The 19511-nt window shown below is 68.9% G+C and carries 19 protein-coding genes and 1 tRNA gene; 7 read left to right on the plus strand and 13 right to left on the minus strand.

Translation table 11 applies throughout. The annotated features are described in order from the left end of the window. The first annotated feature begins 25 nt into the window (after positions 1 to 25). Both B0293_RS23220 and helR read left to right on the plus strand, forming a co-directional pair. Positions 26 to 1840 carry a LamG-like jellyroll fold domain-containing protein gene (locus B0293_RS23220; RefSeq protein ID WP_005167164.1) on the plus strand — a complete coding sequence of 605 codons (1815 nt, stop codon included), beginning with the start codon at positions 26 to 28 and terminating at the stop codon, positions 1838 to 1840. A 189-nt stretch (positions 1841 to 2029) separates the two neighbouring features. Continuing rightward, a complete protein-coding gene (gene helR, locus B0293_RS23225) occupies positions 2030 to 4240 on the plus strand; it encodes an RNA polymerase recycling motor ATPase HelR (protein ID WP_005167160.1) in 2211 nt (736 codons plus the stop codon). Between the two features lie 75 nt (positions 4241 to 4315). Here helR and B0293_RS23230 read toward each other — a convergent pair whose 3' ends face one another. From B0293_RS23230 to B0293_RS23265, 9 genes are all read right to left on the minus strand, one after another. Next, a complete protein-coding gene (locus B0293_RS23230) occupies positions 4316 to 4810 on the minus strand; it encodes an Lrp/AsnC family transcriptional regulator (protein ID WP_005167158.1) in 495 nt (164 codons plus the stop codon). Between the two features lie 168 nt (positions 4811 to 4978). Next, positions 4979 to 6322, minus strand: a complete 1344-nt coding sequence (gene lysA / locus B0293_RS23235) for a diaminopimelate decarboxylase (RefSeq protein ID WP_005167155.1) — start codon at positions 6320 to 6322, stop codon at positions 4979 to 4981. Positions 6323 to 6463: 141 nt separating this feature from the next. After that, the gene (locus B0293_RS43750) at positions 6464 to 6622 is read right to left on the minus strand and encodes a DUF6307 family protein (RefSeq protein WP_005167153.1); all 159 of its coding nucleotides are present in this window, start codon (positions 6620 to 6622) and stop codon (positions 6464 to 6466) included. Between the two features lie 9 nt (positions 6623 to 6631). Next, entirely contained in the window at positions 6632 to 6811 is a 180-nt protein-coding gene (locus B0293_RS23240) for an RGCVC family protein (protein ID WP_005167151.1), read from the minus strand. Further along, the gene (locus tag B0293_RS23245; RefSeq protein WP_005167150.1) at positions 6808 to 7833 is read right to left on the minus strand and encodes a fatty acid desaturase family protein; all 1026 of its coding nucleotides are present in this window, start codon (positions 7831 to 7833) and stop codon (positions 6808 to 6810) included. The genes B0293_RS23240 and B0293_RS23245 overlap by 4 nt, the downstream gene beginning before the upstream one ends. Positions 7834 to 8268: 435 nt before the next feature. Further along, on the minus strand, positions 8269 to 9204 hold the full coding sequence (locus B0293_RS23250; RefSeq protein WP_039919769.1) for a dihydrodipicolinate synthase family protein: 936 nt from the start codon (positions 9202 to 9204) through the stop codon (positions 8269 to 8271). 260 nt (positions 9205 to 9464) lie between these two features. Then, complete coding sequence (locus B0293_RS23255) at positions 9465 to 10553, minus strand: chitinase (RefSeq protein WP_005167147.1); 1089 nt, start codon at positions 10551 to 10553, stop codon at positions 9465 to 9467. A 165-nt stretch (positions 10554 to 10718) separates the two neighbouring features. Continuing rightward, positions 10719 to 11180, minus strand: coding sequence for a heme-degrading domain-containing protein (locus B0293_RS23260; protein ID WP_005167145.1), 462 nt, complete (start codon positions 11178 to 11180; stop codon positions 10719 to 10721). A 33-nt stretch (positions 11181 to 11213) separates the two neighbouring features. After that, a complete protein-coding gene (locus B0293_RS23265; RefSeq protein WP_039919767.1) occupies positions 11214 to 12443 on the minus strand; it encodes a M20 metallopeptidase family protein in 1230 nt (409 codons plus the stop codon). Positions 12444 to 12519: 76 nt separating this feature from the next. Between B0293_RS23265 and B0293_RS23270 the strand changes: the two genes are divergently transcribed. The 3 genes from B0293_RS23270 to B0293_RS23280 all read left to right on the plus strand — a co-directional run bounded on the left by B0293_RS23270 (position 12520) and on the right by B0293_RS23280 (position 13770). After that, positions 12520 to 13002 (plus strand): tRNA adenosine deaminase-associated protein, encoded by a 483-nt coding sequence (locus tag B0293_RS23270; RefSeq protein ID WP_005167143.1) that lies wholly within the window; start codon positions 12520 to 12522, stop codon positions 13000 to 13002. Between the two features lie 23 nt (positions 13003 to 13025). Continuing rightward, positions 13026 to 13478: a nucleoside deaminase gene (locus tag B0293_RS23275; protein ID WP_039919781.1), complete on the plus strand. Its 453-nt coding sequence runs from the start codon at positions 13026 to 13028 to the stop codon at positions 13476 to 13478. A gap of 85 nt (positions 13479 to 13563) precedes the next feature. After that, entirely contained in the window at positions 13564 to 13770 is a 207-nt protein-coding gene (locus B0293_RS23280; protein ID WP_005167141.1) for a CsbD family protein, read from the plus strand. A 48-nt stretch (positions 13771 to 13818) separates the two neighbouring features. Here B0293_RS23280 and B0293_RS23285 read toward each other — a convergent pair. Then, positions 13819 to 13906, minus strand: a tRNA-Ser gene (locus B0293_RS23285). 42 nt (positions 13907 to 13948) lie between these two features. After that, entirely contained in the window at positions 13949 to 14500 is a 552-nt protein-coding gene (locus B0293_RS23290) for a DUF305 domain-containing protein (protein ID WP_005167140.1), read from the minus strand. A gap of 93 nt (positions 14501 to 14593) precedes the next feature. On the opposite strand from B0293_RS23290, the gene B0293_RS23295 reads away from it, so the two are divergent. Further along, the gene (locus tag B0293_RS23295; protein ID WP_209437365.1) at positions 14594 to 15040 is read left to right on the plus strand and encodes a limonene-1,2-epoxide hydrolase family protein; all 447 of its coding nucleotides are present in this window, start codon (positions 14594 to 14596) and stop codon (positions 15038 to 15040) included. A gap of 152 nt (positions 15041 to 15192) precedes the next feature. Here B0293_RS23295 and B0293_RS43755 read toward each other — a convergent pair whose 3' ends face one another. Together B0293_RS43755 and B0293_RS23300 are read right to left on the minus strand one after the other, a co-directional pair. Beyond that, a complete protein-coding gene (locus B0293_RS43755; protein ID WP_005167138.1) occupies positions 15193 to 15363 on the minus strand; it encodes a hypothetical protein in 171 nt (56 codons plus the stop codon). Between the two features lie 124 nt (positions 15364 to 15487). Beyond that, positions 15488 to 16816 carry a BNR-4 repeat-containing protein gene (locus tag B0293_RS23300; protein WP_005167137.1) on the minus strand — a complete coding sequence of 443 codons (1329 nt, stop codon included), beginning with the start codon at positions 16814 to 16816 and terminating at the stop codon, positions 15488 to 15490. Positions 16817 to 17053: 237 nt separating this feature from the next. Here B0293_RS23300 and B0293_RS23305 point away from each other — a divergent pair, with 237 nt between their 5' ends. After that, positions 17054 to 19495, plus strand: coding sequence for an endonuclease/exonuclease/phosphatase family protein (locus tag B0293_RS23305; protein ID WP_005167136.1), 2442 nt, complete (start codon positions 17054 to 17056; stop codon positions 19493 to 19495). Positions 19496 to 19511: the final 16 nt, after the last annotated feature.

Here is a 19511-nt window from a genome sequence, read left to right on the forward strand (position 1 = left end):
GCCTGAGCGACCGTAGGTTTCGGCCGTGAACGACTCCTCCAGACGGACCTTCCTGCGCGGCGCGGGCCTGCTCGGCGCCGGTGCGGCGGTGTCCGCGTTGCCCGCTCTCGGCGCCCCCGCGGCTTCGGCGACCTTCGGCCACCACGGCCCGGACGCCGAAGACGGCCGCTTCACCCTCGCGGTCCTGCCCGACACCCAGTACCTGTTCGACGCCGACCGCGGCGACCCCGCGCCGCTCGACGCCACGCTGCGGTACGTCACCGGCGGCGACGAGAACATCGTCTTCCTGGCACATCTCGGCGACCTCACCGAGAACGGGCAGCCGGGCGAGTTCGACCAGATCAGCCGGACGTTCGGGTACCTGGACCGGCGCCGGTTCCCGTACAGCACCCTCGCGGGCAACCACGACATCAAGTCCTCGACCGACGACCAGCGCGGCCGCACGCCGTACCTCGACGCGTTCGGCCCTCAGCGGCAGCGGGGTTCGCGGACCTTCCGCGGCGCGAGCCCGGACGGCTACAACAGCCACCACGTGTTCCGTGCGGGCGGGCGTGAGTGGCTGCTGCTCGCGCTCGACTGGCGGCCGTCGGCAGGCGGCCTGGAGTGGGCGCGTTCGGTCCTCGCGCGGAATCCGCGGCTCCCGGCGATCCTGACCATCCATGAATTGGTATGGGCCGACGAGGCGGGCCAGGCCCAGTTCTCGGAGTTCGGGCAGAAGGTGTGGGACGAGCTGATCGCCGGGAACGACCAGATCTTCCTGACGCTCAACGGGCACTACTGGCCGCCCGGCCGCGCGGTGAAGCGGAACAAGGCGGGCAACGACGTCCACCTGCACATCACCAACTACCAGGACCGCTACTACGGCGGCAGCGCGATGATCCGGCTCTACCGGTTCGACCTCGCGCGGAACGTGATCGACGTCCGCACGTTCTCGCCGTGGCTGGCGGAGCAGGCGCCGCGGCTCAACGAGTTGCAGCGGCAGGAGATCGAGCGCACCGGCCCCTCGGACTACTTCAGTCTGGAGATCGACTTCGGCACGCGGTTCGCCGGGTTCGCACCGGTCCCGGTCCCGCCCGCGCGGCCCGCCGAACGGCAGCTGATCCGCGGGACCGTGGCGTATTGGCGGTTCGAAGGCCGGGACGGCGCCGCTGTCGACGGGGTCCGTGACCTGTCCGGCCGGGGCAACGACCTGGTCCGGGTGACCCTGCCCGGCAGCGCCCCCGAAACGCTGCGCTTCTCCGGCGAGTTCTCCGGGCGGCAGCCGTCGAGGTCGAGCCTCCGGTTCGAGGGCGGCAAGAAACCAGCCCGCGGCGCGTATCTGCGCACGGCGGACACGGCGCCGATGAACGCGGAGACGTTCGCGCGCGGCTACACCGTCGAGGCGTTCGTGAAGCTGCCCGAGGATTTCAAGGACGGCAAGCATTCCTGGGCCGCGATCTTCGGCAGGCAGGGTTCCGGCGGCAAGGCGGGCAAGACCGGGGACGACCCCGGCGAGCCGTCGGCCACACTGTCCCTTTCGGACGGTGCGGCGTTCCAGTGGGCGGTGTTCCCGGTGAACCAGAACGGGATCTCGACCGCGTGGGGCCACGAACTGCCGCTGAAGGAATGGATCCACGTCGCCGCCGTCAACGACGGCAGGCGGACGACGCTGTACGTCGACGGCTGCCCGGTGCTGCGGAATCCGAAGACGGCCGCGGCGGGGATCGCGAATCCCGGCGGCTCGTGGCTGATCGGTGCCTACGCCTACGACTCGATCGTCGAGCAGGCGTTCCACGGCTGGCTCGGTGACGTCCGCGTGGTGGGCCGGGCGCTGGAACCCCGCGAGTTCATGCTCGGCTGAGGGCGGCGAAGGCGTCGCGGATCGTGCGCGGTAATGGCGGATGTCCGTCCCCATTATCGCGCACGATCGTCTTCCGGGGAATGCGGGGTCCCTCTTGACAAGTGGTGGACAATGAAAAATCGGCGCCCGATCAAGAATGCTTGATCAGTGCGCCGAATGTGTTGTCAGTCTAACCGCTGTGAGGGGAACTTGTCAAACCAGGGGTACGACGAGGAATTGCGGTCCGAACGGGAGTACGTCGCGTCGCTCTACGGGCGACTGGACACGGAACGCCTGCGGGTGAGCGAAGCGTACGCCGGTGCGCTGCGGGGAGAAGGCTTCGCGCTTTCCGACCGTGAAGTCTCCGTCGGTACGAAAGCACGCGAGATGACAAGGCTGAAGATCGCCGACGAGGGCCTTTGTTTCGGCCGATTGGACGCCCTTTCGGGCGCCCGGTCCTACGTCGGCCGGATCGGCCTTTTCGACGAAGAGAACGACTACGAACCCTTGGTGCTGGATTGGCGGGCGCCGGCGTCGCGCGCGTTTTACTGCGCGACGGGCGCGTCACCGGAAGGAATGTCCCGGCGTCGCCAATTCCGCACCCTCGGCCGCGACGTCCTCGACTTCACCGACGAGGTCTTCGGCCGTCCGGAACCGGGGGAACGGGGCGACGTCGCGCTGCTGGCCGCGGTCAACGCGCCGCGCGGCGAGGGGATGCGGGACATCGTCGCGACGATCCAGGCCGAGCAGGACGAGATCATCCGCCTGGACCACGCGGGTGTCGTCGTGGTGGAGGGCGGCCCGGGCACCGGCAAGACGGCGGTGGCGCTGCACCGGGTGGCGTACCTGCTGTACACCAAACGGGAGCGGATGGAACGCCGCGGTGTGCTCGTGGTGGGGCCGAGCAGCGGCTTCCTCGACCACATCGGCCGCGTCCTGCCGTCGCTCGGCGAGACCGCGGCCGTCTTCGCGACGCCTGGCGGCCTCGTCGCCGGGCTGCGCACCGAACGCGAGGATTCGCCGCGGGTGCAGCGGCTCAAGGGCTCCCTGGCGATCCTGGACGTGCTCGCGGCGGCGGTGGCGGACCGGCAGGAACTGCCTGTCGCGCCGGAGCCGATCGAGCTCGACGACGTCACCGTGCCGTTGGACGCCGAGATCGCGGCGGCCGCGCGCGAGGTGGCCAGGGACAGCGGCCTGCTGCACAACGAGGCGAAGTCCGTCTTCGAACGCGAGGTGATCACCGCGCTCGCCGGACGCGCCGTCGACCGGGTCGGCGCGGGGTGGCTGCCGAAGGACGACCAGCGCACCCGCCCGGAGATGCTCGAGAACCTCCGGCGCGACCTGGAGGGCAGCGTGGCGCTCGGCGCGGTGCTCGATCGCCTCTGGCCGGTCCTGACGCCCCAGCGGCTCCTCGCCGACCTCTATGCCTCCCCGGAGCGGTTGCGGGCGGCAGAGGCCGATCCGGCGCTGTTCCGCGCGGACGCCGCGGCGTGGACGGTCTCCGATGTGCCCTTGCTGGATGAGGCCGTCGAACTGCTCGGCTGGGACCGCGCCGCCGAGCGGCGGGCGGAGGAACGGCGACAGCTGGCGCAGCGGGAATACGCGGAGCGGGTGCTGGAAATCGTCGAGGTCGAAGAGGACCACGACGACTACGAGTTCGCGCTTCGCCCGGTGGACGTCTTGAAGGCGGAGGAGCTGGCGGAGCGGTTCGCCGAACGCGACGAACGGGATCTGGCCGAACGCGCCGCCGCCGACCGGGAATGGACCTACGGCCACGTCGTGGTCGACGAGGCGCAGGAACTGTCCGAAATGGACTGGCGGGTGCTGATGCGGCGCTGCCCCAGCCGGTCCTTCACCGTGGTCGGGGATCTAGCGCAGCGTCGTTCGCCGTCCGGCGCGCGGTCGTGGGACGCGATGCTCTCCCGGTACGTCGCCGATCGCTGGCTGTACCGGAAGCTGACCGTCAACTACCGGACGCCGTCGGAGATCATGGCCGTGGCGGCTTCGGTGCTGGCGAGTTTCGCCCCGGACGTCGTACCGCCGGAATCGGTGCGTTCCTGCGGGGTTCGGCCGTGGGCCCGCCGACTGTCCGAAATGGACTCCGCGGGCATCGAGGACGCCGTCGCGGAGTTCGTCCGCGAGGAATCGGGGCGCGAGGGGACGGCGGTGGTCATCGGGCCGCCGGGAGTGCCGGGCGCGATCGCGCCGTCCGCGGCCAAAGGGCTGGAGTACGACGCCGTCCTGGTGGTGGAACCGGGGCGGATCCTCGCCGAAGGCCCGAGCGGTGAGGCGGAACTGTACGTCGCGCTGACGCGGGCGACGCAGCGGCTCGGGGTCCTCTACAGCGGGCGGCTGTCGAAAGTCCTCCGCGGTCTTGATTCCGGGCGGCGGACTCCCGACGCGTTCTTGCGCTGTGTCTAGGCGCTGTGTCTAGGGGGAGCCAAGGTGTCGTGAGGGTTCTGGCGATCCAGAACACTCACGACTCCCCCGCCGGGGTCATCGGGTCAGATTACCCCAGGCATATGTCTGTTTTGCGAGTTTCAAGTAGACGAGCGTTTCGGTGCTGACGACTCCCGGAATGGGCCGGATGTCGTCGTTGAGCACACTCAAGAGGTGTTCGTCGTCCCGGCAGGCCACCTCGGCGAGCAGGTCGTAGCCTCCCGCGGTGAGCACGACGTAATGGACGTCCGGCAATCCGGAGAGCTGGTCGGAGACAGCTCTCGGATCGCCTTGGACTCTGATTCCGACCATCGCCTGACGGCCTAGCCCGACGTTGGCCGGATCCGTGACCGCGACTATCTGCATGGTCTCGTCCCGCAGCAGCCGCTGGACGCGCTGCCGCACGGCGCCCTCCGACAATCCGACGGCCTTGGCCAGTGCCGTGAACGAGGCCCGCCCGTCGACTTGCAGTAGAGCGATCAGAGTGCGATCGGTATTGTCCAACCCTCTAGGTGTGCGCTGCTCCATCTGCGCGCGTGGTTCGTCACCCATGCCGTCCCTCCCTTTGTTTCGGCATGCGATTCTTGTCGCGCAGCGTATCGATCAATGTCCAGAATGCTACCGCCGTTAAGTTGTTTGTCGCGATTCTCTTTCCCGGCGCCGTCGCGCGAAGGAATCGGTCGTCCGACAGGGAGGGTGCCGAGCTTTTCGGAAGGTGACTCAGCCCAGATCGCGTTTCAGCAGGTCCTCCTCGGTTTCGCGGCGGACGAGCAGGGTCGCGGTGCCGCGGGAGACACCGACGACCGGCGGCCTGCCGACGAGGTTGTAATTCGACGCGAGCGAGTGGTGGTATGCCCCGGTGCACGGGACGGCGAGCAGATCCCCGGGGTGGACGTCGTCGGGGAGCGCGAGCCCGTCGGCGAGGACGTCGCCCGATTCGCAGTGCCGTCCGACCACCGTCATCGGCCGCCGGGCCGCGCGGCTGCGCCTGCCGATCAGGCGCGCGGTGTACGCCGCCCCGTAGAGCGCGGGCCGCGCGTTGTCGCTCATCCCGCCGTCGACGGCGACGAACGTGCGCGAACCGCGTTTCACCGCGCAGACCCGGTACACGGTGATCCCCGCCGGTCCGACGATCGCGCGGCCCGGTTCGATCGTCAGTTTCGGCAGTGGGAAGCCGCGCGACGTGCATTCGTACGCGAGCGCGACGCGCAGCCGGCGCACATAGCCGTCGATGTCGAAACCCGTGTCGCCGGGCAGATAGCGGACCGCGTGCCCGCCGCCGAGATCCAGTTCTCGCAAGGTGATCCCGTGGGTCTCGCGAAGTCCGGCGAGCACCCCGATCATCTTGCGGGCGGCCAGTTCGTAGAAGTCCACCCGGGACACCTGCGAACCGATGTGGCAGTGCAGCCCGGCCAGGCGCAGCCCCGGTTGCGCGAGTACGGCCGAGACGGCCCGGCCGAGGTTGTCGCGGACCTCCTCACGGAGTGAGAAGCCGAATTTCTGTCCTTCGGTGCCGGTGGTGATCGCCGCGTGCGTGCCTGCCGAGACGTCGGGCGTCACGCGGATCAGCACCTGCTGCGCGCCGGTCGCCAGCGCGCCGAGCTGCTCGATCTCGTCGAGCGAGTCCACCACGATCCGGCGGACGCCGTAGGACAGCGCGGCCTTGAGGTCTTCGGGGGTCTTCGCGTTGCCGTGCAGCAGGATCCGCTCGGCGGGGAAGCCGACCGACCGCGCCACCGCGATCTCGCCCGCCGAACAGGTGTCGAGGGAAAGCCCTTCCTCCGCGACCCAGCGCAGCACCGCGCGGGTGCACAGCGCCTTGCTCGCGTACGCCACTTCGGCGTCCGGCAGCGCCCGGCGGTACGCGCGGGCGTTCTGCCGGACCTCGTCCTCGTCGAGCAGGTACGCCGGAGTCCCGAACCTCGCGGCGAGGTGGGACACCGGCGCGCCGGCGAACAGCAGTTCCCCGCCGGGCCCGAGCCGGGTGCTCCGCGGCCAGACCCCGGGTTCGAGGTGGTCGGCGGCCTCGCAACCGAGGCTGGGCAGGAGCTCGCTGAGCGTCACGGTTACCTCCGCGTCGATCGGTCAGTGCTCCGCCAGCACAACTCCGATCGACCCGGCCCGGCCGCTCCGCCAACGTCTCCCTGACGCGTCGCGCGGGCTCGCTGACGCCTTGTTAACGCGCGAGTAACCCCGGCCACACCGTCAGCGGACGTGCTCCGGGACGGTGTCGAGCGCCCGCACCATGTGCACGGCCAAGGCGAACGCCGCCTCGTTGCCGAGGTCGGTGTGCTCGGTGACGATCTTCTTCACGGTGTCGACCCGGATCTCGTAGCGGGAGACGGGGACGGTGTCGGCGTTCATGGTGATCCTCTATTCGGTTGTTTCGGGTTTCGTGGCGCAGGTACAGCCGCGGCTGAAGCCGCCCGCCGCGGTGGCGAGGCAGAACCGCCTCGCGATCACGTCGTGCAGGGACAGCGGATGCGGGCAGCACGGGCACCGGTCGTCGGCCGCAGGCTCGGCCACGTCGCCGAGGGACCGGACGGAGGTCATCGCGCCGCCAGCGGTTGAGCGCGCAACGGCGCCCCGACTTCGTGCAGATGCCGGAGGACGTACCCGTAGGACGCCGCCCAGCCGCACTGCGCGTAGTCGATGCCGTGCTTCGCGCAGAACTCCCGGACGATCACCTGCGCGTGCTTGAGGTTCGGCCGGGCCATGTTCGGGAACAGGTGGTGCTCGATCTGGTAGTTGAGGCCGCCGAGGGCGAAGTCCACGACCGGACCGCCGCGCACGTTGCGCGAGGTGAGCACCTGCTTGCGCAGGAAGTCGAGCTTGTGCCCGGCCGACAGCGTCGGCATGCCCTTGTGGTTCGGGGCGAACGAGCAGCCCATGTACACGCCCCAAAGGCATTGGTGCACGGCGATGAAGACGAAGCCGACCCCGGGCGAGAGGACCACGAACACCGCCGTCAGGTACGCGGCGAGGTGAGCGAGCATCAGCGTCGATTCGAGCTTCCGGCGCTTGAATCCGCGCTGGAAGATCGCCGTCACGCTGGACACGTGCAGGTTCAGGCCTTCCAGCAACAGCAACGGGAAGAACAGGAACGCCTGGTACTTGGCCATCCAGCGCAGGAAACCGCGGCGTTCGGCGCCCTGGGCCTTGGTGAAGATCAGCGCCGCGAGGTTGACGTCCGGGTCCTCGTCCTCGTGGTTGGGATTCGCGTGGTGCCGGTTGTGCGTTCCGAGCCACCAGCCGTAGCTGAGGCCGGTCAGTCCACCGTGGACGAAACCGGTGATGTCGTTCGCCTTGCGGCCACGGAAGATCTGCTTGTGTCCCGCGTCGTGGCCGATGAAGGAGAGCTGGGTGAACATCATCGCGAAGAACGCGGCGAGGAACAGCTGCCACCAAGAGTCGCCGAGGTGGGCGAAGGCGACCCAGCCGCCCGCGAAAGCGAGCAGGTTCAAGAAGATCTTCGTCGCGTAGTACACGCGCCGCCGTTCGAGCAGGCCGGCCTCTTTGACCAAATGGGACAGTGCGGCGAAGTCGCTGCCCTGCCTCGTCTGTGTGGAGGTCATGGGAGATCACACCGTTCTGGTTCGTGAAAGTGGGCAATCCAGCAACGGTTTTCAGAACACCGAAAGGGTCCGGTCCGGCCGAGAAAGGCACTGGTACCACAACACGCCACGGACGCTCCGTGGTCTTCTTCCAGCGTCCCACGCCGGCGGTGCGGAAAGCAATTCACCGAAGCAGCACGATCTGGCGTACAGTCGAGGTCATCGAGGGAAACTTCCCCCGGTTCCGTCCGGTCGCGAGGCTCGACCGGAGACAGGAGCACCGGCCAGAAATCGATCCTCCGCGTTCATGGTCCCGCCGGCTCCGCCGGTGAGCAGCCGCCCGCCGCGCCTCACGGCGCGCCCCGAGGCGCCCATCAGGGCCACGCCGCGCTCATCGATACCCGGTCTCTGACCTGTCGCCGTGTGCACGTCCGTTCCCGGCGGGCGTGCACACGGTCAGAAGACATTCCGGCGCGGGGGCCGGTTTTCGAGTGCTCCGGCGACCTTCCCGCGTTCTTCACCGGTCAGCGGGCGGCTCGGCGGACGGACGTCGCGGCGGCACAAGCCCAGCTGCGCCAACGCTTCCTTCACCACGCTCACGTTGTTGGCGTTCCCGTCCGCGGCCCGCAGTTCCTCGAAGGGCCGGACACGTTCCCAACAGGCCATCGCGGCGCCGAAGTCGCCGTCCCGCAGCGACCGGAACATCTCCAGCGAGAGCGACGGCGCGACGTTCACCAGTCCCGAAGTGAACCCGGTCGCGCCGACGGCGAAGTAGCCCGGTGCCGACAGCTCCGCCAGCCCGGCGATCCACACGAAGCGCGCGAGCCCCGCGTCCCGCGCCACCGACGCGAACCGCACCGGATCCGGCACCGCGTACTTCACCCCGATGACGTTCTCCGCGGCGTCGCCGAGCCTGGCCAGCTGTTCGCCTTCGATCCGCGCGTCGCGCACGTACGGCACGACACCCAGCTCAGGGACCGCCGCCGCGATCGCGCGGTGGTACTCGACCCAGCCCTCCGCCGAGACGTACGGATGCACGGGCTGATGGATCATGATCAGCTCCGCGCCCGCCTCCCGCGCGTGCCGCGCCGCGGCGATCGCGGTCCGGAGGTCGTGCCCGACCCCGGCGACCACGATCGCCCGCCCGGCCGCGGCCTCGACCGTCAGTTCGAGACAGTGCCGCGTCTCGGCCTCGTCCAGCGCGTAGAACTCACCGGTGTTGCCGTTCGGCGTCACGACCTCGACGCCGGCGGTGATCACCCGGTCCACCAGCTTCGCGTAGGTCTCCGTATCCACGGCGCCGTCCGCGCCGAACGGGGTCACCGGGACGGCCACGACCCCGGAAAGCCGCCGTTTCCGCTCGTCGAACCGTGAAGAAGAGGGCACTGGCATGTCCGATCTGATATATGATGTGACGTCTCACGGTAGCACGGTGAGAGGATCGGGTCAGTTGTCCTGAAAGTTGGGACGGTTGGCCCTTTCGCAAGTCCGTGAAGGCCCCTTCCCGCGGCTCAGCCGAGGAAAGGGGGCCTTCATGTACCTCGAGGTGGGGAGTTTCGTGTGCTTGGAGGGACGACACGCGTGACTGGAGGGACGACACGCGTGTCCAGGCGGACGACTCGCGTCGGTAGCGGAGCTCCGGGTCCCGCGCCTCAGCCGAAGTAGGAGTCGAAGTTCTTCGAGAACTCCCAGCCGGTGAACTTGTCCCAGTTGATCGACCAGGTCATCAGCCCGCGCAGCGCCGGGAAGGTGCCGTGCGGCTGGTAGGCGCCGCAGCCGGTTCCCTTGGTCAGGCAGTCCAGCGACGCGCGCACGTCCGCCGGTGTCGTGTGCCCGTTGCCCGCCGACGGCGCCGCCGGCAGGCCGATGGCGACCTGCTCCGGCTTCAGCGCGGGGAAGACGTTCGCGGCGTCGCCCGCGACGGGGAAGCCGGCGAGCACCATGTCGGTCATCGCCGTGTGGAAGTCCGCGGTCCCCATGGTGTGGTACTGGCCGTCGAGGCCCATGATCGGGCCGGAGTTGTAGTCCTGGACGTGCAGCACGGTCAGCGAGTCCCGCAGCGCGTGGATCACCGGCAGGTACGCCCCGGAGCGCGGGTCGGCGCTCCCGTTCGGACCGGGGCCGTAGAACTGGTGTCCGAGTTGGACGAAGAACGTCTCCGGTGCCATCGTCAGCACGAAGTCGTTGCCGTACTTGGCTTTCAACGTCTTCAGCGCGGAGATCAGGTTGACCACCACGGGAGTCTTCGGGTTCTTGAAGTCGGAGTCGCCCGCGTCCAGGGACAGCGAGTGGCCCTCGAAGTCGATGTCGATCCCGTCCAGGCCGTACTTGTCGATGATCGCGCTCGCCGAGCTGACGAAGGCGTCCCGTGCGGCGGTCGTGGTCAGTCGCACCTGGCCGTTCTGCCCGCCGACCGAGATGACCACCTTCTTGCCCTTTTCCCGCTGTGCCTTGATCCCGGCGATGAACTCCGCCTCGGATTCGACGTTCGGGCATTCCGCCGCCGGGCAGAGGCCGAACCGGAGTTCGCCCGAGGTCACGGAAGTCGGCTCGGCGAAGGCGAGGTCGATGATGTCCCAGTCATCGGGGACGTCGGCGATCCGCGTGTAGCCGGAACCGTTCGCGAAGCTCGCGTGCAGGTAGCCGACCAGGGCGTGGGCCGGGATCGCGGCCTGCGCGGTGGCGGGCAACAGCAGGCCCAGTAAGAGGAAAACGATGCCGACGGCGGATTTCCGGCGCATGGGGACTCCCTCGGATGTGGTTCACGTCACGTCAGAGATTGGACTAGACCACCGGGGAGTTTGTCAAGAAGTAACCGGAACTCGTCCGGTTTTGTCGTAGCCGAACGGAGTTGTCCACACGTGAACAACCTGTGGACAACTCCGTGGATTGTCTACTTAGGACAGTTAGGCGAGGAAGATCTCCAGCTGCTCGACGACGAACGCGTGATCGTCCGCCTGGGGCAGTCCCGAGACGCCGACGGTGCCGACCGGGCCGACGCCCTCGACGATCACCGGGAACACCCCGCCGTGCGCGGCGTACAGGTCCGGATCGAGGCGCGAGTCGGCCTCGAACGTCGTGCCCTTCGCGCGGAATCGCTCGCCGACGAGGAACGAGCTGTGCCCGTAGCGGTCGACGACGCGGCTCTTGCGGTCGATCCACGCGTCGTTGTCGGCCGAGGTGCCCGGCAACGCCGCGTGGAACAGCCGCTGGCCGCCGCGGCGCACGGAGACCGTCACCGGAAGGGCGCGGTCCCGTGCCGCCGCGAGCAGGTGGGCGCCCAGCTCCAGCGCGGTCTCGTTGTCGAACCGGCGGAAGACCAGGCGCTCCTCCTGGGCGGCCAGGACGGCCAAGGTGTCATCGCTCATGACACCTATTAAATCAACAGCGTTGTGTAATGGCTACCGAAGCGAGTCCAGGGCGAACGCCGCGTACATCGCGACGCCGTTGGCCATCGCGTCCTCGTCGAAGATCACCCGGTTCGAGTGGTTCGCCTCGACCGTGGCCGGGTCGGAGCCGGGCGGGGCGGCGCCGAGGAACGCGAAGGCGCCCGGAACGCGTTGCAGGACATACGAGAAATCCTCCGCGCCCATCACCGGGTGCTCCATGAACTCGGAGTTCTCCGCACCGAGGACCTCGGCCGCCAGTTCCAGTACCCGGCCCGCGACCTGCGGATCGTTCACCGTGGTCGGGTAGCCGGCGGGCACTTCGGCGTGCACGCGGACGCCGTGCGCCGCGCCGACCGCCTCGCACACCTTCGGCAGTTCCTCGCGCACGAACGCCTGCGTCCGCTCGGACAGCGTTCGGATCGTGCCCTCCAGGAACGCCGTCTCCGGGATGATGTTCGTCGCGGTCCCGGTCTCGATGCGGGTCACCGACACCACCGCGGGCTCGAACACGCTCACCTTGCGGGTCACCATCGTCTGCAGCGCGGTCACCATCGCGGCCGCCGCCGGCACCGGGTCGATCGCCTGGTGCGGCGCCGAGCCGTGCCCGCCCCGGCCGGTGACGGTGACGTGGAAGGTGTTCGCCGACGCCATGATCGGACCGGGCCGCGTCTGCACGACGCCGGTCGCGGCCGAGGTGAAGATGTGCAGGCCGAACGCCTTCTCGACCCGCTCGCCCGCGGCGTCGAGCACGCCTTCGTGGATCATGTGGCGCGCGCCGTGCTCGCCCTCCTCGCCGGGCTGGAACATGAACACCACCGACCCGGCCAGCTCGTCCACGTGGTCGCTGAGCAGCCGCGCGGCCGACGCCAGCATGGCGACGTGGGTGTCGTGCCCGCAGGCGTGCATCGCTTCGTCGTCTTCGGAGGCGAAGTCGAGGCCGGTGTCCTCGTGCAGCGGCAGCGCGTCCATGTCGCCGCGGAGCAGGATCGCCGGGCCCGGCTTCCCGCCCCGCAGGATCGCGGTCAGCGAAGTGGTCGATTTGCCCTCGATGATCTCCAGCGGCAGGCCATCGAGGGCCGCTTTGATCGAGGCCTGGGTCTTCGGCAACTGGAGGCCGATCTCCGGATTCCGGTGGATCTCCCGGCGGAGTTCCACGGTTTTCGTTTGAAGAGCGCGGGCCTCGCCCAGCAATCCGGCGAAGCGCGCATCGGGGAGAGTGGGAAGGTCGGTGGGTCCGGTCATGTCTCGATAGTGGCGCATGCGGCGCTTCGGGTGCACCGTGCGTGCGTTCCGAATGCGGGCGGAATACGGTGTGCGCATGGCGGTGCAAGAGCCGATCACGGGGTTCGCGGTGGCCGTGGTGCGGGAGGACGGTCGATGGCGGTGCAGCTCCCTTGATCAAGGGGCGCTCGCCGAACTCGACGCTGCGATCACCGAGCTGGGAAAACTGCGTTCGACCGGTGCCGCGTTCGGCCTGCTGGCGATCGACGACGAGTTCTTCGTGATCGTCCGGCCGAGTCCCAGAGGTCCCTCGCTGCTGTTGTCCGACGCCGCCGCGGCGCTCGACTACGACATCGCCGCCGACGTGCTCGACGTGCTGAGAGTCGATCCTCCGGACGAGGACGACGACGCGGTCTGGCCGGAAGGCGATCTGGAGATCCTGTCGGATCTCGGACTGCCGGGGGCCGAGCTCCAGGTGATCGTCGGCGAGGTGGAGCTCTATCCGGACGAGCAACTCCAGATGGTCGCGCAGCGGTGCGGATTCGCCGCCGAGTTCGCCAAGATCCTGGACGAGATCTGAGCCCCGCCGCCTCCGCCGCCGACATCGCCGCCGTCCGGGCGGCGATCGTCGCGGCGCGGGGCGCGGGCGATGACGTGCCGATCGGCGCCGTCGTGCTGTCCCCCGACGGGACGCCGCTGGCCTCCGCGCGCAACGCCCGCGAAGAACTCGGCGACCCGACGGCGCACGCGGAGATCCTCGCGCTGCGGGCCGCGTCCGAGATCTACGGTGACGGCTGGCGCCTCGAAGGCTGCACGCTCGCGGTCACGCTGGAGCCGTGCACGATGTGCGCCGGCGCGCTCGTGATGGCCCGGGTCTCGAAGCTCGTCTTCGGCGCCTGGGAACCCAAGACGGGGGCCGTGGGGTCGCTGTGGGACGTCGTCCGCGACCGGCGGCTCAGCCACCGCGCGGAAGTCGTCGGCGGGGTCCTGCAGGCCGAATGCGCGGCCCTGCTCGAAGACTTCTTCCACGGGCAGCGGGGTAACCGCACCGGGTGACGGATGTGTCGGTCGAGGCTTCGCGGGTAACCCTCCTGGAAGGCGGCCGCAAACGGTGGCCGCGGTCGAAGGAGGAACATCCGCCATGAGCGTGTTCGACAAGGCGAAGGACAAGGCCGAGCAGGCCATCGGCGCCGCCAAGGAGAAGCTCGGCGAGAAGACCGGCAATCAGGACCTCGCGAACTCCGGCCGGGCGGACCAGACCGAAGGTCAGGTCAAGGAGGCCGGGCACGACCTGCGCGACCGCGCGGAAGGCGGCGTGCAGGACCTCAAGGACAAGTTCACCAAGTAGCTTTCACGCGGAAGAGCCCGGTCTCCGTGGAGACCGGGCTCTTCGCTGCGGTGGCGGTGGGATTTGAACCCACGGACGGTTATTAGCCGTCACACGATTTCGAGTCGTGCTCCTTCGGCCGCTCGGACACGCCACCGCCGAGAACAATACCGGAGGGGCTTCCGGGGTCTTCAGGGGGTCAAGAAAGCTGCGCGGTGATCTCGTCGATCGCCGCCGTCTGGTTCTCCACGATCTCCTGTGCGAGCGCTTTGGTCTCGGCGTGCTCGCCGGAGGACAGCACGGTCTTGGCCATCGCGACGCCGTTGCGCAGGTGTTCCGCCATCAACGGGAGCCACGTCTTGTCGAACTCGGCCCCGGTCAGGTTCTGGAGCGAGGCGACCTGTCCTTCGGTGATCATCCCCGGCATCGCGTGCCCCGCGTGTCCCGCCGCCGGGAGCACGGCGGCGTTCCAGGACTGGAGCCAGGCGGTCATCGTCCGGACCTCCGCCGACTCGGCCTTGACGATCTTGGCCGCGGTGGCCTTCACGTATTCGGAAGCCGACCGTTCCGAAGCCAGGTTCGCCACTTGGATCGACTGCTGGTGGTGCGGCACCATCTGCTGGGAAAAGGTGACGTCGGCCTGGTTGGCGCCGGGAGTGCCCGCCGCCGGTGCCGCGCCCGTGGCCGTCGAGCAGCCCGCGAGCACCCACACGACCAGCGCGAACAGTGCCATCGGCAGTCGCCGTCGCATCGATACCTCCGTAGTCAGGGGAAAGCGGCCCCTCCGTTCTGTGATACGGCTGTGACCTTCCGGCGGTTCAAAACCGGATTAGCCTTGGCTGACATGACGGATCCGAAGACCGTGGTGACCGGTTTCCTGCAGGCCCTCGAAGAGCTCGACATCGACCGCGCGCTGGGCTTCGTGGCGATCGACATCGTCTATCAGAACGTCCCGCTTCCCGCGGCCCGCGGGCTTTCGGCGGTGGAGAAGCAGTTGCGCACCATGGCCCGCTACGGCAGCGGGTTCGAGGCGCGCACTCACCACATCGCCGCCGACGGCCCGATCGTGCTCACCGAGCGCACCGACGTCCTCCGGCGTGGTTCGTGGGAGGCGGAGTTCTGGGTGTGCGGCACCTTCGAGGTGCGCGACGGCCGGATCGTGCTGTGGCGCGACTACTTCGACTGGACGACGTTCCTGGCCGCGAGCGCGAAGGGCGCGGGCAAGGCGGCGGTCGCCGGGGCGAAGTCGCTCATCGGGAAGGTCAAGGCGCGACAGGAACTCGAGCCCTGACCCAAGGCCTTCTGGCGTGTTTAGTCCTCTGAAGGCCGCACCCACGACGTGAAATGACGCACCGCCGGTGTACGGGCTCCGTCCTCCCCCGACGGGTCCCGTGCACCGGCGGTGCGCCCCCAGTTCCCCCCGCTCACCCTCCCCGGTGAGCGTCAGGAAGTCAGATGCCGTTCGCGCCGATCGGCTTCGCGCAGCACGGCGTCGAGCCGTGCGCCGCCGAAGTGGGCCACTGGGCGCCTGCCGCGGCCGCGGTCGCGCAGGTCGGTGGCCAGCGCGATGCCCAGCAGCAGAACCAGTGCCGTACCGACGATGAGCCAGCTCATCGGACACCTCCTCCGGCGACGTGAGGGAGGATTGTGTCCTCGCTCACGCCGCCAAAGGTAACTCCGGAAATGCCGGGCTGAACCCGGACTTGAGGTTCATTTAAGGCAGGGGAACACCAATGGGCTATTTCCGCGGGGCTCCTGCCACATAAATGTCACCGTCGGCCACCGAGACGTCACGCGCGCTGGACGCGCCGGTCGCCAGAATGCGGGCGGGGTCCCGGAAACCGGCGATCACTTCGACGCGCTGGACCGGTTTCGCCGTGGTGATCAAGGTTTCCGGCTTCCAGCCCCGGCCGTTCTCGAGCAGGAACGTCTCGATGTTCGGCTGCCCGTCCCGGGTTCCGTAAACGCGCCAAGTGCCGCCATTGAGCTGTTCGATCTCGCGCATTCGGAGCCCGTTCGCGACTTCGCGCACTTCCCAGTTCCGGCCGTTCCACGCGCCCGCGAAATCGCGTGGCGAGCCCGCGGCGTCGAACTGGAACCAGGTGACGAACGGTTTCCCGTCGCGCTGGGTACCGGTCTGCAGGATGTAGTCCGGCGACTTGAGCCCGCCGGGGAGTTCGAGCGGGGTCTCGACGACCTTGAGGTACCGCTCCTGCTCGGCGTCGTCGACCTGCGTGCCGAGGTCGTGCCCGGCCGCGGAGAAGAAGCGCAGGGTGTGGACGTCGAACGACAGGTAGTAGACGTTCCGGTGGTAGACGTCGTGCTTGTGCTGCTCCGGCCCGCCGCCCGCGAGCGTGTAGACGAACTGGATCCGCCCGGACGACGGCAGGTAGCGCAGCTGCCCGACGTAGATCTCGTCCATGTGGTCGGCCCGGCCCAGCGAGCCGAACGCCCACCGCTTCCCGGTCAGCTGAACGGAGTTCTTCCACGTCTTCCCGTTGTCCCGCGAGACGATGTACTTCATCGGGCGGAAGTCGGACGCGGCCGAAGGATCGAGTTCGTCGGTCGTCTCGCGGTAGAACATGAACAGCGTGCCGTCGCCTGCCTTGACCGGCATCGGGTAGCTCGCCGAGTCGCCCTCGGGGACCTCGGTGTCGGTCCAGGTGCCGTCGAGGGAGTGGGCCAGCGGCGCGCGGCTGATCACGGTCCGCGTGTTGTGCATGCCGCGGAAGATCAGCAGGTGCCCGTCTCCCGCCAGCAGCATCGTCGGGTAGTTGTGCGGATCGGACTCGCCGCCGGCGATCTTCTTCGGCGCGGTCCAGGCGCCGGTCCGGTGGTCGTAGGCCTGGACGTAGGTGTCCGCCGCCTTGCCGGACCACGAGATGAAGGTCTTGCGCGCGACCGGGTCGAAGATCCCGCCCGCGTTCGGCCGCCGGTCGGTGCGGGACGCGACCGCGCTCGCCGGGGTCATCACCTCGAAAGCGGCCTTTCCGGGCGGCTTGGCGGCCGCCTGGGGAATCGGGAACACGAGACCTGCCATGACGAGCGCGCAAAGAAGTCCGCGCATGAAGACGCCTCCTGGTGCTTCGCAGGCGGCGGAGCTTGATCCTCTCACGTAAGAACACGGCAAAACCAGCCCCGAAACCTGCGAAAGCAGGGGTCCGAACGGGCTAGCGGTGACGAATCGTTGTCTTGTCGTCTTCCTCATTTCACTTGTTCGGGGGAGTATTCCTCGACCGATCTGGCGAAAAGGGGACTCAGCGTGACCATATCCCGACGTGCTGCCCGGAGAAGGGCCCTGACCGTGGCCGTCACCTCCGGGCTGGTCGTGAGCGGTACTGCCATCACAGCCGCTCCGGCCGCGCTCGCCGCGCCCAGCGCCGACGCCGTGATCGCCGAGGTCTACGGCGGTGGCGGCAACTCGGGCGCCACGTTGACGAACGACTTCGTCGAACTCGCCAACCGTGGCGCGGCGGCCGTGAGCCTCGACGGTTTCAGCGTCCAGTACGCGCCCGCGTCGGGGAACAGCTGGCAGGTCACGCCGCTGACCGGCGGCGTCGCGCCGGGCGCGCGGTACCTCATCGCGCAGGCGAAGGGCTCGGGCGGCACCGTCGCGCTCCCGACGCCGGACGCCACCGGCTCGCTGGCCCTGTCCGCGACCGCCGGCACCATCGCGCTCGTCCAGGGCACCACGGCCCTGACCTGCAAGACCGCCGCCGACTGCGCGGCCGACAGCCGGATCAAGGACCTGGTCGGCTTCGGCGGCGCGACCATCCGCGAGGCGACCGCGGCGCCGGCGCCGTCCAACACCGCGTCCGTCGCCAGGGGGACGACGCTCGCGGACACCGACGACAACGCCGCCGACTTCACCTCGGGCGCGCCCACTCCGACGAACAGCAAGGGTGAGACGCCGGGCGAGACCGGCCCGCCCGCGGTGAACGCCAAGATCCACGACATCCAGGGCACCACCCGGATCTCGCCGTTCAAGGACCGGAAGGTCGCCGGGGTCACCGGCGTCGTGACCGCGATCCGGAGCTTCGGTTCGGCCCGCGGGTTCTGGATCACCGACACCGCGCCCGACGCCGACCCGCGCACCAGCGAGGGCCTGTTCGTCTTCACCGGCTCGACCACGCCCGCCGTGGCCGTCGGCGACGCGGTGACCGCCACCGGCACCGTCCGCGAGTTCTACCCGGACGCTCCGGCGACCTCGCCGTACCAGTCGCTCACCGAGCTGACGAGTGCACAGTGGACGGTCGATTCGAGCGGGAACGCGCTGCCCGCGCCGACCGTCGTCACGCCGGACTCGGTCCCGGACACCGTCGCCCCGGCGCCGGGTGGCAGCATCGAACCGCTGCCGCTGGAGCCCGCGAAGTACTCGCTGGACTTCTGGGAGTCGCACGAGAGCGAGGTCGTCAGCGTTTCCGACGCGCGCGTCGTCGGCCCGACGTCGTCGTTCAACGAGCTTTACGTGACCACCAAGCCGAAGCAGAACCCGAGCGTCCGCGGCGGCGCGGTGTACCTGGACTACGACCGGCTCAACACCGGCGTGCTCAAGGTCGCGTCGCTGATCCCGTTCGCCGAGCAGCCGTTCCCGAAGGTCAACACCGGCGACGTGCTCACCGGCGAGACCTCCGGCCCGGTCGAGTACAGCAACTTCGGCGGCTACACGCTGTTCGCGTCGAAGCTGGGTGCCGCCAAGGACAACGGATTGCAGCGCGAGAGCACTCGCGCTCAGCGCAGTGGTGAGCTTTCCGTGGCCACCTACAACGTCGAGAACCTGTCCGCTTTGGACGGTGACGAGAAGTTCGGCGAGCTGGCGAAGGCCATCGCCACCAACCTGGCGAAGCCGGACATCCTGAACCTGGAAGAGATCCAGGACAACAACGGGCCCGCGAACGACGGCACCGTCGCCGCGGACCAGACGCTGAAGAAGTTCGCCGACGCGATCGTCGCCGCCGGCGGCCCGCGCTACGAATGGCGTCAGATCGACCCGGAGAACGGCAAGGACGGCGGCCAGCCGGGTGGCAACATCCGCGTCGGCTTCCTGTTCAACCCGGCCCGGGTGTCCTTTGTGGACCGCAAGGGCGGCGACGCGACCACCCCGGTCGACGTGGTCAAGGAACGCGGCAAGACCCACCTGACCGTCTCGCCCGGCCGGGTCGACCCGCTGAACGAGGCGTGGGAGGCCAGCCGCAAGCCCCTGGTCGGCGAGTTCGTCTTCCAGGGCCGCACCGTGTTCGTCGTCGCGAACCACTTCAACTCCAAGGGCGGCGACCAGCCGACCCACGGCCGCAACCAGCCGCCGGTCCGGAGTTCCGAGGTGCAGCGGGCCAAGCAGGCGACCGTGCTCCGCGGGTTCGTCGACAAGCTGCTCGCGTCGGACAAGAACGCGAACGTCGTCGTCGCCGGTGACCTGAACGACTACCCGTTCTCGCCCGCCGTGAAGACGCTGACCGCCGGTGGCGCGCTGAAGGACCTCATCGCGTCGCTGCCCGAGAACGAGCGGTACAGCTACGTTTTCGAGGGCCAGTCGCAGGTGCTGGACCACATCCTGGCGTCGAAGGCGCCGCGTGGGGCCGACTACGACGTCGTCCACCTGAACGCCGAGTTCGCGAAGCAGGCGAGCGACCACGACCCGCAGGTGCTGCGGTTCCGGCCGAGCGCGGGCAACCCGGTCCAGGACGCGTTCTACGACCTGGCGGACTACCTGGAGAAGGTGCTCGGCCCCTACCTGCCGAAGCCGTAACCCATGCGCGTGAAGG

This window comes from Amycolatopsis azurea DSM 43854 (assembly GCF_001995215.1).
In the GTDB taxonomy this organism is placed as follows: Bacteria; Actinomycetota; Actinomycetes; order Mycobacteriales; family Pseudonocardiaceae; genus Amycolatopsis; species Amycolatopsis azurea.

Bases quoted from the DNA above. Each gene is read 5' to 3' on its own strand.
- B0293_RS23280 (WP_005167141.1), top strand. From the start codon at position 13,564: ATGAGCGTGTTCGACAAGGCGAAGGACAAGGCCGAGCAGGCCATCGGC.
- B0293_RS23250 (WP_039919769.1), bottom strand. From the start codon at position 9,204: ATGCCAGTGCCCTCTTCTTCACGGTTCGACGAGCGGAAACGGCGGCTT.
- B0293_RS23295 (WP_209437365.1), top strand. From the start codon at position 14,594: ATGACGGATCCGAAGACCGTGGTGACCGGTTTCCTGCAGGCCCTCGAA.
- B0293_RS23270 (WP_005167143.1), top strand. From the start codon at position 12,520: ATGGCGGTGCAAGAGCCGATCACGGGGTTCGCGGTGGCCGTGGTGCGG.
- B0293_RS23300 (WP_005167137.1), bottom strand. From the start codon at position 16,816: ATGCGCGGACTTCTTTGCGCGCTCGTCATGGCAGGTCTCGTGTTCCCG.
- B0293_RS23245 (WP_005167150.1), bottom strand. From the start codon at position 7,833: ATGACCTCCACACAGACGAGGCAGGGCAGCGACTTCGCCGCACTGTCC.
- B0293_RS23240 (WP_005167151.1), bottom strand. From the start codon at position 6,811: ATGACCTCCGTCCGGTCCCTCGGCGACGTGGCCGAGCCTGCGGCCGAC.
- B0293_RS43750 (WP_005167153.1), bottom strand. From the start codon at position 6,622: ATGAACGCCGACACCGTCCCCGTCTCCCGCTACGAGATCCGGGTCGAC.
- B0293_RS23290 (WP_005167140.1), bottom strand. From the start codon at position 14,500: ATGCGACGGCGACTGCCGATGGCACTGTTCGCGCTGGTCGTGTGGGTG.
- B0293_RS23230 (WP_005167158.1), bottom strand. From the start codon at position 4,810: ATGGGTGACGAACCACGCGCGCAGATGGAGCAGCGCACACCTAGAGGG.
- B0293_RS23255 (WP_005167147.1), bottom strand. From the start codon at position 10,553: ATGCGCCGGAAATCCGCCGTCGGCATCGTTTTCCTCTTACTGGGCCTG.
- B0293_RS43755 (WP_005167138.1), bottom strand. From the start codon at position 15,363: ATGAGCTGGCTCATCGTCGGTACGGCACTGGTTCTGCTGCTGGGCATC.
- B0293_RS23260 (WP_005167145.1), bottom strand. From the start codon at position 11,180: ATGAGCGATGACACCTTGGCCGTCCTGGCCGCCCAGGAGGAGCGCCTG.
- B0293_RS23265 (WP_039919767.1), bottom strand. From the start codon at position 12,443: ATGACCGGACCCACCGACCTTCCCACTCTCCCCGATGCGCGCTTCGCC.